Annotated in this window: 17 protein-coding genes; 9 read left to right on the top strand and 8 right to left on the bottom strand. The window is 54.7% G+C overall.

Going from position 1 to position 15,135, the window contains the following annotated elements:
• Positions 1-8: 8 nt before the first annotated feature.
• Genes dnaQ through AC2FJB_RS12525 form a run of 4 tightly spaced genes read right to left on the bottom strand, consistent with a single transcriptional unit; the run spans position 9 to position 2,743 of the window.
• Entirely contained in the window at positions 9-731 is a 723-nt protein-coding gene (gene dnaQ / locus AC2FJB_RS12540; RefSeq protein WP_496718980.1) for a DNA polymerase III subunit epsilon, read from the bottom strand.
• Positions 724-1,317, bottom strand: a complete 594-nt coding sequence (gene coaE / locus AC2FJB_RS12535; protein WP_496718981.1) for a dephospho-CoA kinase — start codon at positions 1,315-1,317, stop codon at positions 724-726. The genes dnaQ and coaE overlap by 8 nt, the downstream gene beginning before the upstream one ends.
• The gene (locus tag AC2FJB_RS12530; RefSeq protein ID WP_117871256.1) at positions 1,314-2,147 is read right to left on the bottom strand and encodes a shikimate dehydrogenase; all 834 of its coding nucleotides are present in this window, start codon (positions 2,145-2,147) and stop codon (positions 1,314-1,316) included. Before AC2FJB_RS12530 ends, coaE begins: the two co-directional genes overlap by 4 nt.
• Positions 2,144-2,743: a Maf family protein gene (locus tag AC2FJB_RS12525; RefSeq protein WP_496718982.1), complete on the bottom strand. Its 600-nt coding sequence runs from the start codon at positions 2,741-2,743 to the stop codon at positions 2,144-2,146. The genes AC2FJB_RS12530 and AC2FJB_RS12525 overlap by 4 nt, the downstream gene beginning before the upstream one ends.
• A 404-nt stretch (positions 2,744-3,147) precedes the next feature.
• Between AC2FJB_RS12525 and AC2FJB_RS12520 the strand changes: the two genes are divergently transcribed.
• The 7 genes from AC2FJB_RS12520 to AC2FJB_RS12490 all read left to right on the top strand — a co-directional run bounded on the left by AC2FJB_RS12520 (position 3,148) and on the right by AC2FJB_RS12490 (position 10,520).
• A complete protein-coding gene (locus AC2FJB_RS12520; RefSeq protein WP_299899799.1) occupies positions 3,148-3,597 on the top strand; it encodes a CopD family protein in 450 nt (149 codons plus the stop codon).
• A gap of 122 nt (positions 3,598-3,719) precedes the next feature.
• Complete coding sequence (rho, locus tag AC2FJB_RS12515) at positions 3,720-4,991, top strand: transcription termination factor Rho (RefSeq protein ID WP_117871260.1); 1,272 nt, start codon at positions 3,720-3,722, stop codon at positions 4,989-4,991.
• 31 nt (positions 4,992-5,022) lie between these two features.
• A complete protein-coding gene (gene mnmE, locus AC2FJB_RS12510; RefSeq protein WP_496718983.1) occupies positions 5,023-6,309 on the top strand; it encodes a tRNA uridine-5-carboxymethylaminomethyl(34) synthesis GTPase MnmE in 1,287 nt (428 codons plus the stop codon).
• A gap of 12 nt (positions 6,310-6,321) precedes the next feature.
• Positions 6,322-8,190, top strand: coding sequence for a tRNA uridine-5-carboxymethylaminomethyl(34) synthesis enzyme MnmG (gene mnmG / locus AC2FJB_RS12505; RefSeq protein ID WP_496718985.1), 1,869 nt, complete (start codon positions 6,322-6,324; stop codon positions 8,188-8,190).
• Complete coding sequence (gene rsmG, locus AC2FJB_RS12500; protein ID WP_496719075.1) at positions 8,190-8,807, top strand: 16S rRNA (guanine(527)-N(7))-methyltransferase RsmG; 618 nt, start codon at positions 8,190-8,192, stop codon at positions 8,805-8,807. The genes mnmG and rsmG overlap by 1 nt, the downstream gene beginning before the upstream one ends.
• A complete protein-coding gene (locus AC2FJB_RS12495) occupies positions 8,800-9,603 on the top strand; it encodes a ParA family protein (protein ID WP_299899808.1) in 804 nt (267 codons plus the stop codon). Before rsmG ends, AC2FJB_RS12495 begins: the two co-directional genes overlap by 8 nt.
• A 20-nt stretch (positions 9,604-9,623) precedes the next feature.
• Positions 9,624-10,520, top strand: coding sequence for a ParB/RepB/Spo0J family partition protein (locus tag AC2FJB_RS12490; RefSeq protein WP_496718986.1), 897 nt, complete (start codon positions 9,624-9,626; stop codon positions 10,518-10,520).
• Here AC2FJB_RS12490 and AC2FJB_RS12485 read toward each other — a convergent pair.
• The 4 genes from AC2FJB_RS12485 to rph are packed head-to-tail and all read right to left on the bottom strand — an operon-like array spanning position 10,510 to position 13,334.
• On the bottom strand, positions 10,510-10,863 hold the full coding sequence (locus AC2FJB_RS12485) for a YbaN family protein (RefSeq protein WP_117871270.1): 354 nt from the start codon (positions 10,861-10,863) through the stop codon (positions 10,510-10,512). The two genes, AC2FJB_RS12490 and AC2FJB_RS12485, sit on opposite strands and share 11 nt — an antisense overlap.
• Positions 10,864-10,865: 2 nt before the next feature.
• On the bottom strand, positions 10,866-12,020 hold the full coding sequence (hemW, locus tag AC2FJB_RS12480) for a radical SAM family heme chaperone HemW (RefSeq protein ID WP_496718987.1): 1,155 nt from the start codon (positions 12,018-12,020) through the stop codon (positions 10,866-10,868).
• Entirely contained in the window at positions 12,010-12,624 is a 615-nt protein-coding gene (rdgB, locus tag AC2FJB_RS12475) for an RdgB/HAM1 family non-canonical purine NTP pyrophosphatase (protein WP_117871274.1), read from the bottom strand. The genes hemW and rdgB overlap by 11 nt, the downstream gene beginning before the upstream one ends.
• Positions 12,621-13,334 (bottom strand): ribonuclease PH, encoded by a 714-nt coding sequence (rph, locus tag AC2FJB_RS12470; RefSeq protein WP_117871276.1) that lies wholly within the window; start codon positions 13,332-13,334, stop codon positions 12,621-12,623. Before rph ends, rdgB begins: the two co-directional genes overlap by 4 nt.
• Positions 13,335-13,446: 112 nt before the next feature.
• On the opposite strand from rph, the gene hrcA reads away from it, so the two are divergent.
• Positions 13,447-14,511, top strand: a complete 1,065-nt coding sequence (gene hrcA, locus AC2FJB_RS12465; protein ID WP_117871278.1) for a heat-inducible transcriptional repressor HrcA — start codon at positions 13,447-13,449, stop codon at positions 14,509-14,511.
• 10 nt (positions 14,512-14,521) lie between these two features.
• Entirely contained in the window at positions 14,522-15,085 is a 564-nt protein-coding gene (locus AC2FJB_RS12460) for a nucleotide exchange factor GrpE (RefSeq protein WP_496718988.1), read from the top strand.
• The last annotated feature ends 50 nt before the right edge of the window (positions 15,086-15,135 follow it).

Genomic DNA, 15,135 nt, shown 5'->3' with positions numbered 1-15,135 from the left:
TGACCGGATCAGGCGCGGGTCCACAGGGCGCTGTCGCCCAGTTTTTCCACGAAAGCTTCATGTGCTGCGAGCTCATCCTCGGTAATTCGGGATGGCAGCGGTATGGCACGTGGTGTCGGTCGCCAATCATCACTGCCACCTGCCGCAGAGGATGCAGATGTCGACAGGCCAAAATCGGGCTGTCGTCCTCCGATCAGTTCAAGATAAACCTCTGCCAGGATTTCAGAGTCGAGCAACGCGCCGTGCAGAACACGGTTCGAGTTGTCGATATTGAAGCGGCGGCAAAGCGCGTCCAATGAGGCCGGAGAGCCGGGAAACCGTTTGCGCGCTATCGCCAGCGTATCCAGCGCCTGTTCCATCAGGATGAGCGGGGCACCCATCCATTTCAGCTCGGCATTCAGGAACTTCATGTCGAAAGATGCATTGTGGATCACCAACTGAGCATCGCCAACGAATTCACGAAAAGCGTGACCGATCTTGGCAAAAACCGGTTTGTCTTTCAGCGTCACTTCACCCTTTTCCGGCGGACGCGGGTTTTCCAACAGGTCCGGGCCGATGCCATGCACACCAAATGCCTCTTCCGGCATCGAGCGTTCAGGGTTGATGTAAACGTGATACGTCTCACCCGTTGCGACGTGATTCCACAGTTCAACCGCGCCGATTTCCACGATCCGATCACCGCTTTCGGGATCGAATCCAGTGGTTTCTGTATCGAGTACAATTTCACGCATTTGCCATCCCCGCCCGTATCTGCCTGACCACATCCTGCACCTGCGCGCGAGCGTGGTCCAGAGTGTCAGTCACGATCACGTAATCCGACCGCGCGCATTTCTCGTCATTCGGCATCTGTTTGTCACGGATTTGCTCGAACTGCGTCTCAGTCATTGTACCCCGTTCCATGACGCGCCGCTTTTGCTCGCTGGCCGGGATCGAAACACACGCCACCGCGTCCATTGCCGCGTCACCGCCCGTTTCAAACAGAAGCGGAATATCGAACACCAAAATGTCGTTTGTCGCGTCTTCACGAAATGCTGCGCGGTCAGCAGCGACCAGAGGGTGGACGATAGCTTCGATGGTTTTCAGCGCAGCAGGATCGGCGGCAATAATCCGTTTCAACGCATCCCGGTTGACCGCACCGTCCAGAATGGACGACGGAAACGTTCGTTCCATGGGGCCAACGGCCGCGCCACCCTTGGAGTACAGGCGATGCACCGCCGCATCCGCATCCCACAAGGCACAGCCTTCTTCGACGAACATCTGCGCCGTTGTGCTTTTGCCCATGCCGATGGAACCGGTCAGGCCAAGTGCGAAACTCATGCCATCGCCGCCGCACGCGCATCAGCATCAACTTCGGGGCGCACGCCGAACCAGCGTTCGAAACCGGGTACTGCCTGGTGCAACAACATGCCCAGCCCATCGACTGCGGTGCACCCTGCCTGTTCTGCGGTTTGCAACAGGCGGGTTTTCAAAGGCACATAAACCAGATCTGTCACCACGGCACCGGGCTGCAACCCATCGAGCGGAACCCGCAATTCCGGTTGGCCCTGCATTCCCAACGAGGTCGTGTTTACCACGAGCTCTGCGTTTTCGATGACATTTCCGGCCTGAACCCAATCCACCACGCGGATGCGTTGACCGAATTCCTCTTTCAAATGATCCGCACGGGCGCGGGTTCGGTTGGTCAGCAGGATTTCCGGCACACCAGCGTCAGACAGCGCTTGCAGAACGGCGCGAGCGGCCCCACCGGCCCCGAACACAACAGCCGGCCCGTCCTTTGCATTCCAGTCCGGTGCACCATTGCGAAGATTCTCCATGAACCCGTACCCGTCTGTGTTGTCTGCATGGATTGAGCCATCTTCACGAAACACCAGAGTGTTCGCAGCACCTATCACCGTTGCGCGGTCAGACGCATGATCGGCGATCTTCAAGGCGGCTTCTTTGTGGGGGACCGTGACATTGGCGCCGACGAAACCCGCCTTGGGCAGGGTGCGTAGCACAGCTTCCAGATCGACGGGTGCCACATCCATCGGAATGTAATGACCGGCAAGACCATATGTTTTCAGCCAATGACCATGCAGTTTGGGGGACCGTGAGTGACCAATGGGATGTCCAATAACTCCGGCCAATGGAACCCGATAGTCCGTCATTGATCAATTACCCCTTTGACAGCCAGAAAGTTGAGCAGCTCCAACAGGGGCATACCCAAAACGTTAAAATAGTCGCCGTCAATGGTGGCGAACAGGCGGACACCTTCTTCTTCCAGCTTATAGGCTCCGACAGCATGTCGGATACTGTCCCAGTTTCGCGCAACATAGTCTTTCAGATAGGCGTCAGAACTGGCCCGCATCCGCAACCGCACCTGTCCCACATGCCGCCAGATCGGCTCACCATTCTGATAGATCACGGCTGCGGACAAAAGCATGTGCCGCTTGCCTCGCATGGCTTTCAGCTGGTCCAGCGCCTGTTCGGGGGATTCCGGTTTCGACAGCAACTGGCCGTCAAAATCCAGAACCTGATCGCACCCCAGAACCATAGCTCCGGGATTTTTGTCACTGACCTTCCGCGCTTTCATTTCAGCGAGCGTGTCGGCAATATCCCGTGGTGTTGCGTTTTCAGCCAGCAAGGCGCGTTTGGCCGTCTCTTCATCCACGCGCGCGGTTTGTACCACGAACGGTACACCTGCATTTTCAAGCAGCTGCGCGCGAATAGCGGACCCGGAAGCAAGAAGAATGGGGACAGACATGTGGAAAACCCCGTGCGCAAATCATTGAGAGTTCAGGGGTGCTTTGTATGGTTTTCCGGTTGACACGCAACCCCGGGGATTTCGCGACAGAGATCCCCGAGTCGCTCAAATCCCATCCAGTCCGGACAAGGATAAGTCAGTTTCTCTGGAAAACCTCGATATCCCAAATTCTCCTACCAGTTATCCCCAAGTGGAATAAGGAGCGCCGTGATTAACATGTTGATTTTAATCCATAAAAACATAAATCAACAGAATCGACCGAAAAATGCCGTGTTCTGTCCACTTGGGGAAAACACATGTGTAAAAAAGTAATCCACGGATTTTGCTCACTCTACAAAACCATCATCCTTTTTCTTTTCTTATTTTTTTATTAGGGAGGGTTCCGAGCAATGCCTGGAGCCAATATGACCGATCTTCTTTTCACGCTGTATCCGTGGGTGAAGTCACTCCATATCATGGCCGTGATCTCGTGGATGGCAGGCCTGTTCTATCTGCCCAGATTGTTTGTCTATCACGTTGAGAAAGCTCAGGCCGTCGATGGCGCACAGGAAATTTTCTTTGAAATGGAAGAAAAGCTGCTGCGTGTGATCATGAGCCCGGCGATGATCGTTGCGTGGGTCTGTGGCTTGATCATGGTGTTTACGCCGGGCATCGTGGGATGGGATTGGTCCTGGCCCTGGGTCAAGGGCGCTGCCGTGATTGGTATGACATGGTTTCATCACTGGTTGATGGCGCGACGCAAGGATTTCCTGGAAGGGCGAAACAAGCTCACTGGGCGGCAGTTTCGCATGATGAACGAAGTCCCGACCGTTTTGATGGTTGCCATCGTTCTGGCGGTCGTTCTGAAGTTCTGAAGGCCTGTTTGACTTCGCGCAGCGCTGAGCTTATGTAGGGATCAACGCGCCCGTCCGGGCGGCGTATCTTCCGTTCTGAAATTCCACTTCGTGCCGCAGTCTCAGCGGTGAAGGTTTGTATAATGACAACTGAATCTCTGAATCTGGCCGATCTCAAGGCTAAGAGCCCAAAAGATCTTCTGGCGATGGCCGAAGAACTGGAAATCGAAAACGCCTCGACCATGCGAAAAGGCGAGATGATGTTCCAGATCTTGCGCGAACGCGCGGATGAGGGCTGGACCGTTGGTGGCGATGGCGTGCTTGAGGTTCTTCAGGACGGCTTCGGTTTCCTGCGCTCGCCCGAGGCGAACTATCTGCCGGGTCCGGATGACATCTATGTTTCGCCTGAAATGATCCGCCTGCACTCGCTGCGGACCGGAGATACGGTTGAAGGTGATATCAAGGCACCTGATGAGAACGAGCGTTACTTTGCGCTGACCAAAGTTACCAAGATCAATTTTGAAGAACCGGAAAAAGCCAAGCACAAGATTGCCTTTGACAACCTGACGCCGCTGTATCCGGACGAGCGTTTGAAGATGGAGATCGAGGATCCCACCATCAAGGACAAATCGGCCCGTGTTATTGATCTGGTCTCGCCGATCGGTAAAGGCCAGCGTTCTCTGATCGTGGCACCGCCGCGGACCGGTAAAACGGTGATCCTGCAGAACATCGCGCATTCGATCGAACAGAACCACCCAGAGTGCTATCTGATTGTCCTGCTGATCGACGAACGCCCCGAAGAGGTGACGGACATGCAGCGCTCGGTGAAGGGTGAGGTTGTGTCTTCGACCTTTGATGAACCCGCGACCCGCCACGTGGCCGTGTCAGAAATGGTCATCGAAAAAGCCAAGCGTTTGGTTGAGCACAAACGAGATGTTGTTATTCTTCTCGATTCGATCACAAGACTTGGTAGGGCGTTTAACACCGTGGTGCCATCCTCGGGTAAAGTTCTGACCGGTGGTGTGGATGCGAATGCTCTGCAACGGCCCAAGCGGTTCTTTGGTGCTGCGCGGAATATCGAAGAAGGTGGCTCGCTGACCATCATCGCCACCGCACTGATCGACACCGGCAGTCGGATGGACGAGGTCATCTTCGAAGAATTTAAAGGTACAGGTAACTCGGAAATCGTTCTTGATCGCAAGATTGCGGACAAACGCGTGTTCCCGGCGATCGACATCCTCAAGTCCGGCACGCGGAAAGAGGAACTGCTGGTCGACAAGGGCGATCTGGCCAAGACCTTCGTTCTGCGCCGTATCCTCAACCCGATGGGAACGACTGACGCGATCGAGTTCCTGTTGTCCAAGTTGAAGCAGACCAAGACCAACAGTGAGTTCTTCGATTCGATGAACACCTGACACAGGTCTTAAACTCTAGCGAGGCCTTCGAATGGATACGATATTCGCCTTGGCCAGCGCGCAGGGCAAAGCTGGGGTGGCGGTCATCCGCCTCTCAGGTCCAGACTCGCATTCAGCAGCGGCGCGCCTGACTGGTGGTGCGTTGCCAAGGCGTGGCATGGTCCTGCGCACTCTGATGGATCATGGCGGAGCACGTTTGGACGACGGATTGGTCTTGACGTTCCAGGCCCCGGCTAGCTTTAGCGGTGAGGACGTGGCCGAGCTTCAGATTCATGGAAGCACAGCCTCTGTCAACGCAGTGCTGCGCTGCCTGTCTGATACGGAAGGGTTGCGCATCGCTGAACCGGGTGAGTTTACACGCCGGGCACTGGAAAATGGCAAGATGGACCTGACTCAGGTTGAAGGTCTGGCCGATCTAATCGATGCAGAAACGGAAGCACAACGCAAGCAAGCTCAGACCATTTTGGCGGGCGAGCTGGGCACCTTGGCAGAACGGTGGCGCAGGGATTTGATACGGGCTGCGTCCCTGTTGGAAGCTGTCATCGATTTTGCTGATGAAGAAGTTCCTACTGATGTGACGCCGGAAGTGCGCGCCCTGATCCAAGGTGTCATGTCAGATCTTCACCGTGAGGCAGACGGCGTCAAAATTGCCGAGCGAATACGTACAGGGTTCGAGGTTGCGATCGTCGGCCTTCCAAATGCGGGAAAATCCACTCTTTTAAATGCATTGGCAGGCCGTGAGGCGGCTATTACTTCGGAATACGCCGGAACCACGCGCGATGTGATCGAAGTTCGAATGGATCTGGCTGGTTTACCAGTGACCTTGCTGGATACGGCGGGGCTGCGACAGACTGAAGATCATGTCGAAAACCTGGGCATCGAGCTTGCGCGTAGCAGAGCGGAGGCCGCTGACCTTCGCGTTTTCTTGTCTGAAACACCGGAAATCTTGGGTGTGGAGATGCAAGATGGTGATATTCATGTTCTGCCCAAAGCGGACCTTCGGGGTATTGACGGGCAGGGTGTATCTGGGAAAACAGGCCAGGGAATAGACGCACTTGTAAACCAGATTTCGTGTGTACTGAGTAAGAGAACTACTAGCCATGGTATTGCAACACGGGAACGCCATCGCGTTGCAATCAAAAGTGCATTGGACTCACTCATATCTGCAATCTCGGTTCTGGAATCAGGTCCGGACCTGTATGATATCGCTGCAGAGGAGTTGAGAACTGCAATTCGTGCCCTTGAATCTCTGGTGGGCAGAATAGATGTCGAAACTCTGTTGGATGAAATCTTCTCCAGCTTCTGTTTGGGAAAGTAAGGAGTGTTTCACGTGAAACATTCGAAGTTTGATGTCATCGTCATTGGCGCAGGCCATGCCGGAACCGAGGCCGCTCATGCATCAGCAAGGATGGGCGCAACAACTGCACTGGTGACGTTGTCTGCAACAGACATCGGCGTTATGTCCTGCAATCCGGCGATTGGAGGTTTGGGAAAGGGCCATCTTGTGCGTGAGATTGACGCCTTGGATGGCGTCATGGGTCGTGTGGCGGATCAGGCGGGCATACAGTTTCGTTTGTTGAACCGTCGAAAAGGGCCGGCCGTACAGGGGCCGAGAACGCAGGCAGATCGCGCCCTGTATCGGCTTGCTATGCAACAGGAAACAGAGAAACAGGATAACCTGTCCGTTGTTGTAGGAGAGGTTGTCGATTTTCTAATGATCGGTGAGAAGGTTGCAGGTGTTGCTCTTTCTGATGGATCAGAACTTTCTGCGCGCGCCGTTATCCTGACCTCCGGTACATTTCTAAGGGGTGTCATTCACATAGGTGACGTGTCTCGTCCCGGTGGGAGAATGGGGGATCGACCTTCCGTTAAACTGGCTGAACGGTTGGAAAGATACAATCTTCCCATGGGACGATTGAAAACCGGGACGCCGCCGCGCCTAGATGGTCGGAGCATTGATTGGTCGGATCTTGAAAGGCAGGACGGTGATGATGAGCCAACCCTGTTTTCTTTTATGTCTCAATCCGTTTTCGCGCCCCAGATTTCCTGCGGAATTACACACACAAATGCGCGAACACATGAGATCATCGCTGCGAATCTTTCGAAATCCGCGATGTATGGCGGTCGCATTGATGGAGTAGGCCCGCGCTATTGTCCATCGATTGAAGACAAGATCGTACGATTCGCGGATAAGGAATCGCATCAAATCTTCCTTGAGCCCGAAGGGGTCAATGATCACACGATCTATCCGAACGGTATCTCGACGTCATTGCCGCAAGACGTTCAACTAGACTATGTGCGATCGATTAAGGGATTGGAGAATGCAGATATTCTGCAACCAGGATATGCAATCGAATACGACTATGTTGATCCGCGCGTCCTGAGTGCTTCTTTATCCTTGCCAACTGTTCCCGGACTATATCTAGCGGGCCAGATAAATGGGACCACAGGATATGAGGAAGCCGCAGCTCAGGGCATGGTTGCCGGCCTCAATGCGGCGTTGGAGACCCAAGGGCGAGAACCCATCCATTTTATGCGATCCGACAGTTATATTGGCGTAATGATCGATGATTTGACAACTCGAGGAGTTGCCGAACCCTACCGCATGTTCACGTCGCGTGCGGAATTCCGGCTATCTCTGCGCGCCGACAATGCTGATCAACGGCTGACACAGCTTGGTTTGGAATTGGGGTGCATCGGACAAGAGCGCAAAGTTCAGTTCGAAGATAAAATGCACCAACTTGAAAGCGTGAAGTCAAAGCTGACGGAACGGACTTATACGCCCAAGGAAGTTCTCGCCGCCGGTATAAACGTTAATCAGGATGGAAACCGTAGGGATGGGATGGCAATTCTCGCATTCCCCGACACCTCGTTTGAAGATTTGCTGCCTCTTGTTCCTGATTTGCAGGATGTTGACCTAAAAATCAGGCTCCAGATCGAGCGGGACGCCTTGTATGCCAACTACATTGCCAGACAAAAGCGGGACGTTGAAGCAATGAAGCGGGATGAATCCTATGTCATCCCGCATGAGTTCGACTATTTTGCTTTGGACGGCCTGTCTTCGGAGATGAAACAGAAGCTGTCGCAAGCAAAGCCTGCAAATATCGCTCAGGCAAGCCGTGTCGAGGGGGTCACGCCGGCAGCGCTGACGCTCGTTCTGGCAAAACTGCGCCGGGATCAAAGAGCTCGCCAAGCATGATGGTTGATTATTCGAAGTTTGATGACCTGAATGTTTCACGTGAAACATTCGAACGCCTCACGACTTATGTTGAACTGGTGAAACGTTGGAATCCAAAGATCAACCTCGTGTCGCGGAACAGCCTGGAGTATATCTGGGACCGGCATATTCTGGATTCCGTGCAAGTCTATCGGTGCGCTGACAGTTTTGACACCTGGGCGGATCTGGGAAGTGGAGGCGGGTTCCCGGGTATGGTTTGTGCTATCCTCGCCGCGGAAGAAAATCCAAGCGCCTCATTCAATATGATAGAAAGTGATCAGCGAAAATCAGCTTTCTTGCGCAACGTTGCCCGGGAATGCGGAATAAGATGCGCAGTGACTTCAAAAAGGATTGAGATGGTTGATCCTTTGGCGGTAAACATCGTTTCAGCGCGTGCATTGGCTGACTTGCGTACATTATTATCCTTTTGTGACAGACATTTACACACCAACGGGACAGCATTGTTGCCCAAAGGCGCAAATTGGAAAAAAGAGATGGAAGACGCACGTGAGGAATGGAAATTCGAGGCAGAGGCGATTACAAGTTTAACTGAACCTCAAGCCGTTATCCTTAAGATAAATGGAGTATCACGTGGTTGATTTATCTCGACCTTCAGGGCCTCGGATAGTTGCTGTTGCTAATCAGAAGGGTGGGGTCGGGAAAACAACCACAGCTATTAATCTTGCTGCTGGATTAGCTGAGGCCGGTTGTAGAGTTCTGGTGGTTGATCTCGATCCACAGGGGAACGCTTCAACTGGTTTGGGTGTCGAAGATCGGGACTGGACAACTTATGACCTGATCCTCGACGAGGCGCCACTAGAAGCAGTGGTTCAGGAAACTGAAATTGGAGGCCTTTTCGTAGTACCGGCCACCGTCGACTTGAGTTCCGCCGATATTGAACTGATCTCAAACGAAAAACGCAGTTACCTTTTACATGATGCGCTGCGGCAGACAGCCATAGATGCATTTGAGTTTGATTTTGTTCTAATCGATTGCCCACCGTCCCTAAACTTGCTGACCGTAAATGCAATGGTTGCTGCACACTCGGTACTTGTGCCGTTGCAGAGTGAGTTCTTTGCCCTTGAAGGACTGTCGCAATTGATGCTGACGATTCGAGAGGTTCGCCAAACGGCGAATCCAGATCTGAGAATCGAAGGTGTTGTGTTGACCATGTATGATAACCGCAACAACTTGTCCCGCCAGGTCGAAAAGGACGCACGTGACAATCTGGGTGAGATGGTTTTTAAAACCAAGATACCCAGAAATGTGCGGGTCAGCGAAGCGCCGTCATATGCGTTGCCGGTCTTGCAATATGACTCGGGATCGCTTGGAGCAATGGCGTATCGACATCTTGCTCGCGAGATCATGCACAAGAACAACAAAACCGCAGCCTGAGCGGGAATGAGGAGGGCGACATGAGCGCCAAGAAAGCAAAATCCAGAGGGTTGGGGCGGGGCCTGTCTGCCCTTATGGCAGATGTAAATCCTGAAGCAGAAGGTCGGGCCTCAGTGGATGCGCGCAGGCCTGATCTGAAAGTCCCGATTGAAAAGCTGAAAGCCAACCCGAACCAGCCGCGCCGCACATTCATTCCTGAGCAGCTAGACGAGCTGGCGGCGTCGGTAAAGGAAAAAGGCATCATTCAGCCCCTGATCGTTCGCGCGACAGGTTCAGGAGAATATGAGATTGTCGCAGGCGAACGCCGTTGGCGCGCGGCGCAGATGGCGCAGCTGCACGATGTTCCGGTCATTGTGCGTGAATTCGATGACACGGAAGTGTTGGAAGTTGCGATTATTGAAAACATCCAACGTGCAGATCTGAACGCGGTGGAAGAGGCCGCTGGCTATAAGCAGTTGATGGATCGATTTGGGCACACGCAGGAAAAGCTGGCCGAGGCCCTGGGCAAGAGCCGCAGCCACATTGCGAACCTTTTGCGGCTTCTGTCCTTGCCGATGGATGTACAAGCCCTTGTTATTGAAGGAAAACTATCTGCGGGGCACGCCAGGGCCCTGATTACGGCCGAAAATCCGTCGGAACTTGCGAAACAGATCGTCAAGGATGGCTTATCGGTGCGCGCAACCGAGGCTTTGGTCAAAAAACAGCAGCAAGGCGGCGTTGAGCGATCTGCACCTCGCGCCCGAAATCTGGATGCTGGAAAGGATGCAGACACACGTGCGTTGGAAAAGGACCTATCCGCGATCCTGGCGATGAAAGTGTCGATCAATCACAAGGCCGGAACGGAAACAGGACAAGTCGTTCTGACCTACGAGAACCTGGATCAGCTGGACGATTTGTGCGCTAAGCTCAGCCGTTAGGCCGTGACCAGATAAAGATCATGACGCCGCCCAGCACAACGGCCTGAATGATCAACACAAAAGGCGGTGCGGACAGCATAACAGAGATTCCGAAAACGGCGGCGATCGAGACGGTTGCCGCCCTTTTTGCGACCGGTCGAATGGCGCCGGAACTTTGCCAATCAAGAATCAATGGCCCAAAAAGCTGATGACTCACAAGCCAATTGTGCAGCCGCGAGGATGAGCGGGCGAAGAAAAACGCGGCAAGCAGAAGAAATGGCACTGTTGGAAGAAGGGGTAGAACAACCCCAACAACCGCCATCGCAACGCAAAGCAATCCCAGTCCGGCCCAAAGATACTGCATACTCAGTCCAACAGCTCCCGGATGACTGCGTTCAATACGGCGCGCCCGTCTGATGTGGCTATCAGGCGTCTGTTCCTGCGCTGAACCATGTTGATGTCAGTCAGGTGATCCATGGTTTCGGAGGGAAGAGAGCGACCAGAAAGGGCTTGCCACCTGTCTATATCTAGGCCTTCAGTAAGCCGCATACCCATCATAAGGTATTCATTTGCCTGATCTTCAAGCGACAATACGCTGCGGTCCTTTTCTCCGTTACCTTTTTTGGCGGTATCAAGCCAGCGCTGGGGGTTCAGATAGGTTTCGGTCGCGTATTTCTGACCATTCAGGGTAATCCTCCCATGGGCGCCGGGCCCAATGCCAACATAGTCGCCATACCGCCAGTAAATAAGGTTGTGCTGCGATTCCGCGCCGGGGCGGGCGTGGTTGGAAACTTCGTAGGCCGGCAAGCCATGTGCCTCGCATATTTCCTGCGTCGCCAGATACATATCGGCGGCACTGTCATCTTCTGGCAGGCCGCGTAATCTACCCACCGCATACCGATCCCCAAAGGCCGTCCCGTCTTCGATTGTCAATTGATATAGTGACAGGTGGTCTATAGCCATCGACAGCGCTTCGGTCAGTTCTGTACGCCAGGCTTCCAGCGTTTGGTGTTGGCGCGCATAGATCAGGTCAAAGCTGACACGCTCAAAGCAATTTCGGGCTGTATCAAAGGCGGCCCGGGCCTCGGCCACCGTATGGATCCGCCCCAGCCGCCTCAGATCTTCATCATTCAGGGCCTGAATGCCCATCGATATCCGATTAACCCCAGCATCGCGGTAAGCCGAAAACCGACCGGCTTCAACCGAGCCGGGATTGGCTTCGAGCGTGATTTCCATGTCATTGGCCGGGTGCCAGAGCGCACGCGCCCCATCGATCACAGCTGCAACGGTTTCCGGATCCATCAAAGAAGGCGTGCCGCCACCAAAAAAGATCGTGTTCAGCACCCGATCCGGCGTTTCAGAGGCGGAACGGCGAAGTTCGCTCAGATAGGCATCAACCCATTGTTTTTGATCAATAATTCTGGAAACATGGCTGTTGAAATCGCAATAGGGGCACTTGGCCTCGCAAAAGGGCCAGTGCACATACAGGCCATAGCCCCCGTTGCGCAAATCATCCGCCAAAGCAGCCTTTCACGAACATCGCCACCGCGCGGCCGCGATGGCTGATCTTGTTCTTTTCCCAGCGATCCATTTCAGCAAAGGTAATGTCGTACCCGTCGGGGACAAACATTGGGTCATAGCCAAACCCACCTTCGCCGCGGATCGGCCAGACCAGATGACCGGGTGCAACGCCTTCGAACACTTCGTCGTGCCCGTCGGGCCAGGCCAGAACCAGTGTACTGCGGAATTGGGCGGTGCGGGGGTGAGGTGCATTTTTCGCTTCGAGCTCATCATGGGCGCGGGTCATGGCCATCAGAAAATCACGGCCATTGTCGGTTTCGGCCCAATCGGCGGTGTAAACACCAGGTGCGCCGTTCAGCGCATCGATAGTGATCCCGGAATCGTCCGACAGAGCAGGCAGGCCGGTGGCTTTGGCGGCCGCATGGGCCTTGATCCGCGCATTACCAACAAAGGTGTCCTCGGTCTCTTCGGGTTCCGGCAGGTTCAATTCGCCGGCACCAACAACTGTCACGCCGAAGGGCTCAAGAAGATGCGCCATCTCCTCGAGCTTACCCTTGTTATGGGTGGCGACCAGTAACCTGTCCCCGTCGAATTTGCGGGTCATGCGGTGGCGGCTTTCTGCGCGGCAGCCAGTTCAGAGACGCCTTTTTCCGCCAGATCCATCAGTTGATCCATTTGCGCACGGCTGAAAACAGAGCCTTCAGCGGACATCTGTACTTCGATCAGTTTGCCGGATCCGGTCATGATGAAGTTACCATCTACGCCCGCTTCGCTGTCTTCGGGGTAATCAAGGTCCAGTACCGGCTGACCCGCATAGATGCCGCAAGACACGGCGGCGACTGGATCAACCAGCGGGTCCGAGATCACATCGCCGGTTTTCATCAGCTTGTTCACAGCCAGCCGCAGCGCGACCCAGCCGCCAGTGATCGAGGCGCAGCGGGTGCCACCATCAGCCTGGATCACGTCGCAGTCTACGGTGATCTGACGCTCTCCCAGAGCAACCCGGTCGACACCGGCGCGCAGGGCGCGGCCGATCAGGCGCTGGATTTCGACCGTACGGCCCCCCTGTTTGCCCGAAGCCGCCTCGCGCCGCATCCGTGTATTGGTGGCGCGGGGCAGCATTCCGTATTCGGCTGTGACCCACCCAAGGCCCGATCCCTTGATAAACGGCGGCACGCGATCTTCGATCGTTGCCGTGCACAAAACGTGTGTGTCGCCCATTTTGATCAGGCAGGAACCTTCGGCATGTTTTGTGAACCCCGTCTCGATTGAAACGGCGCGCATTTCGCTTAAATCTCTTCCAGAGGGTCGCATCGGAATTCCTTTGTTTGCTGGGTTGGGGATAACGTCCCCGTGCCTTAGGATGCAACCCCGATTGACCTTTCATTTGCCTGCTATTTAATGACAAGCGAGCAGGGGAACACGCATGAGCGAAGCGAGCAAGATTCTGGACGAGATGAACGACCGGTCACGTGAAGTGTTCCGGCTGATTGTCGAGAGCTATCTGGAAAGCGGAGAGCCCGTTGGCAGTCGTACTTTGGCACGCACGTTGTCTGAAAAAGTCAGCGCCGCAACTGTCCGAAATGTGATGCAGGATCTGGAGTTTCTGGGCCTTCTGGACAGCCCCCATGTCAGCGCTGGTCGAATCCCGACGCAGCAAGGTCTGCGAATGTTTGTGGACGGATTGCTTGAAGTCGGAGACCTGGGCGCCGATGACCGGCAGAAACTGGAACAGACACTAGGCTCTAACACGGGTGATGTTGGCGGAATGCTGGACCGTGTCGGTTCTGCCTTGTCACACGTGACACAAGGGGCGTCACTGGTTTTGACGCCCAAGCATGAATCGGAAATCAAACATATCGAGTTTGTTTCTCTGGGCCATGATCGGGCTTTGGTGGTTCTGGTTTTCTCGGACGGTCATGTGGAAAACCGTTTGTTCACACCGCCACCGGGGCAAACACCCAGTTCAATGCGTGAGGCCGCGAACTTCCTGAACGCGCTCATCGAGGGGCGGACACTCAGCGAAGTGCGGCGGCAGATGCAGACGCAGATCGACGCACGTAAGCAGGAAATCGACATTTTGGCGCGTGAGATGGTTGAAGGCGGGATGGCCGTTTGGGACGGAGACGGAAGCGACTCGGCGCGTTTGATCGTGCGCGGGCGCGCGAATCTTCTCAACGAACCCGGTCAGGCCGAGGAACTTGACCGCATTCGCACCCTGTTTGACGATCTGGAACGCAAGCGAGACATCGCCGAATTCCTTGAATTGACTGAAGACGGTGAGGGTGTGCGCATTTTTATCGGCTCTGAGAACAAACTTTTCTCACTTTCGGGTTCCTCTTTGGTGGTGTCTCCTTATATGAACGCTGATCGAAAGATAATCGGTGCGGTCGGGGTCATCGGGCCCACACGCCTGAATTATGGGCGGATCGTACCGATCGTGGATTATACGGCGCAACTGGTCGGCAAGCTGATATCCGACCGGAGCTAGAGGGTAAGAGATGGCAGAGCCCAAGAACGAAGATTTTCTGGACGATATCGCAACCGCCGAGGCGGAAGAACTGGCCGAAGAGCTGATGGACTTCAGCGAAGAGGAACTGGAGCTGGACGCGCTGCGAGCCGAACGGGACGACTACAAAGACAAGTTCATCCGGGCATTGGCGGATGCCGAAAACATGCGCAAGCGGAGTGACAAGGCACGCCGCGATGCTGAACAGTATGGCGGGTCCAAGCTGGCCCGTGATATGCTGCCCGTATACGACAACATGAAACGCGCCCTTGAAGCCGCGACGGATGAGCAGAAAGAAGTCGCTGCTGGTTTGCTGGAAGGTGTTGAACTGACCATGCGTGCATTGAAGGACGTGTTCCACAAGCATGGTATCGAAGTGATCACGCCCGAAGTGGGCGACCGGTTTGATCCGAACGTGCACGAGGCCATGTTCGAGGCACCGGTTCCCGGAACCAAGGCAGGAGACATCATTCAGGTGTCCGCAGAAGGATTTATGTTGCACGATCGCCTGCTGCGTCCGGCGCAGGTGGGCGTTTCTTCCATGCCTGCAAGCTGATCGGCTTCATAAAAGCCAAACCTCCGGCGCAAGAGCTTTTGAAGGTGCAG

It is taken from the genome of Ruegeria sp. CDSC085, assembly GCF_059610465.1.
This window is presented reverse-complemented; position numbering and strand designations above follow the sequence as displayed.

What these genes read in the sequence shown, in the direction of transcription:
- dnaQ (WP_496718980.1), bottom strand. Translation starts at nt 731, where the DNA reads ATGCGTGAAATTGTACTCGATACAGAAACCACTGGATTCGATCCCGAA.
- coaE (WP_496718981.1), bottom strand. Translation starts at nt 1,317, where the DNA reads ATGAGTTTCGCACTTGGCCTGACCGGTTCCATCGGCATGGGCAAAAGC.
- AC2FJB_RS12530 (WP_117871256.1), bottom strand. Translation starts at nt 2,147, where the DNA reads ATGACGGACTATCGGGTTCCATTGGCCGGAGTTATTGGACATCCCATT.
- AC2FJB_RS12525 (WP_496718982.1), bottom strand. Translation starts at nt 2,743, where the DNA reads ATGTCTGTCCCCATTCTTCTTGCTTCCGGGTCCGCTATTCGCGCGCAG.
- AC2FJB_RS12520 (WP_299899799.1), top strand. Translation starts at nt 3,148, where the DNA reads ATGACCGATCTTCTTTTCACGCTGTATCCGTGGGTGAAGTCACTCCAT.
- rho (WP_117871260.1), top strand. Translation starts at nt 3,720, where the DNA reads ATGACAACTGAATCTCTGAATCTGGCCGATCTCAAGGCTAAGAGCCCA.
- mnmE (WP_496718983.1), top strand. Translation starts at nt 5,023, where the DNA reads ATGGATACGATATTCGCCTTGGCCAGCGCGCAGGGCAAAGCTGGGGTG.
- rsmG (WP_496719075.1), top strand. Translation starts at nt 8,190, where the DNA reads ATGGTTGATTATTCGAAGTTTGATGACCTGAATGTTTCACGTGAAACA.
- AC2FJB_RS12490 (WP_496718986.1), top strand. Translation starts at nt 9,624, where the DNA reads ATGAGCGCCAAGAAAGCAAAATCCAGAGGGTTGGGGCGGGGCCTGTCT.
- AC2FJB_RS12485 (WP_117871270.1), bottom strand. Translation starts at nt 10,863, where the DNA reads ATGCAGTATCTTTGGGCCGGACTGGGATTGCTTTGCGTTGCGATGGCG.
- rdgB (WP_117871274.1), bottom strand. Translation starts at nt 12,624, where the DNA reads ATGACCCGCAAATTCGACGGGGACAGGTTACTGGTCGCCACCCATAAC.
- rph (WP_117871276.1), bottom strand. Translation starts at nt 13,334, where the DNA reads ATGCGACCCTCTGGAAGAGATTTAAGCGAAATGCGCGCCGTTTCAATC.
- hrcA (WP_117871278.1), top strand. Translation starts at nt 13,447, where the DNA reads ATGAGCGAAGCGAGCAAGATTCTGGACGAGATGAACGACCGGTCACGT.
- AC2FJB_RS12460 (WP_496718988.1), top strand. Translation starts at nt 14,522, where the DNA reads ATGGCAGAGCCCAAGAACGAAGATTTTCTGGACGATATCGCAACCGCC.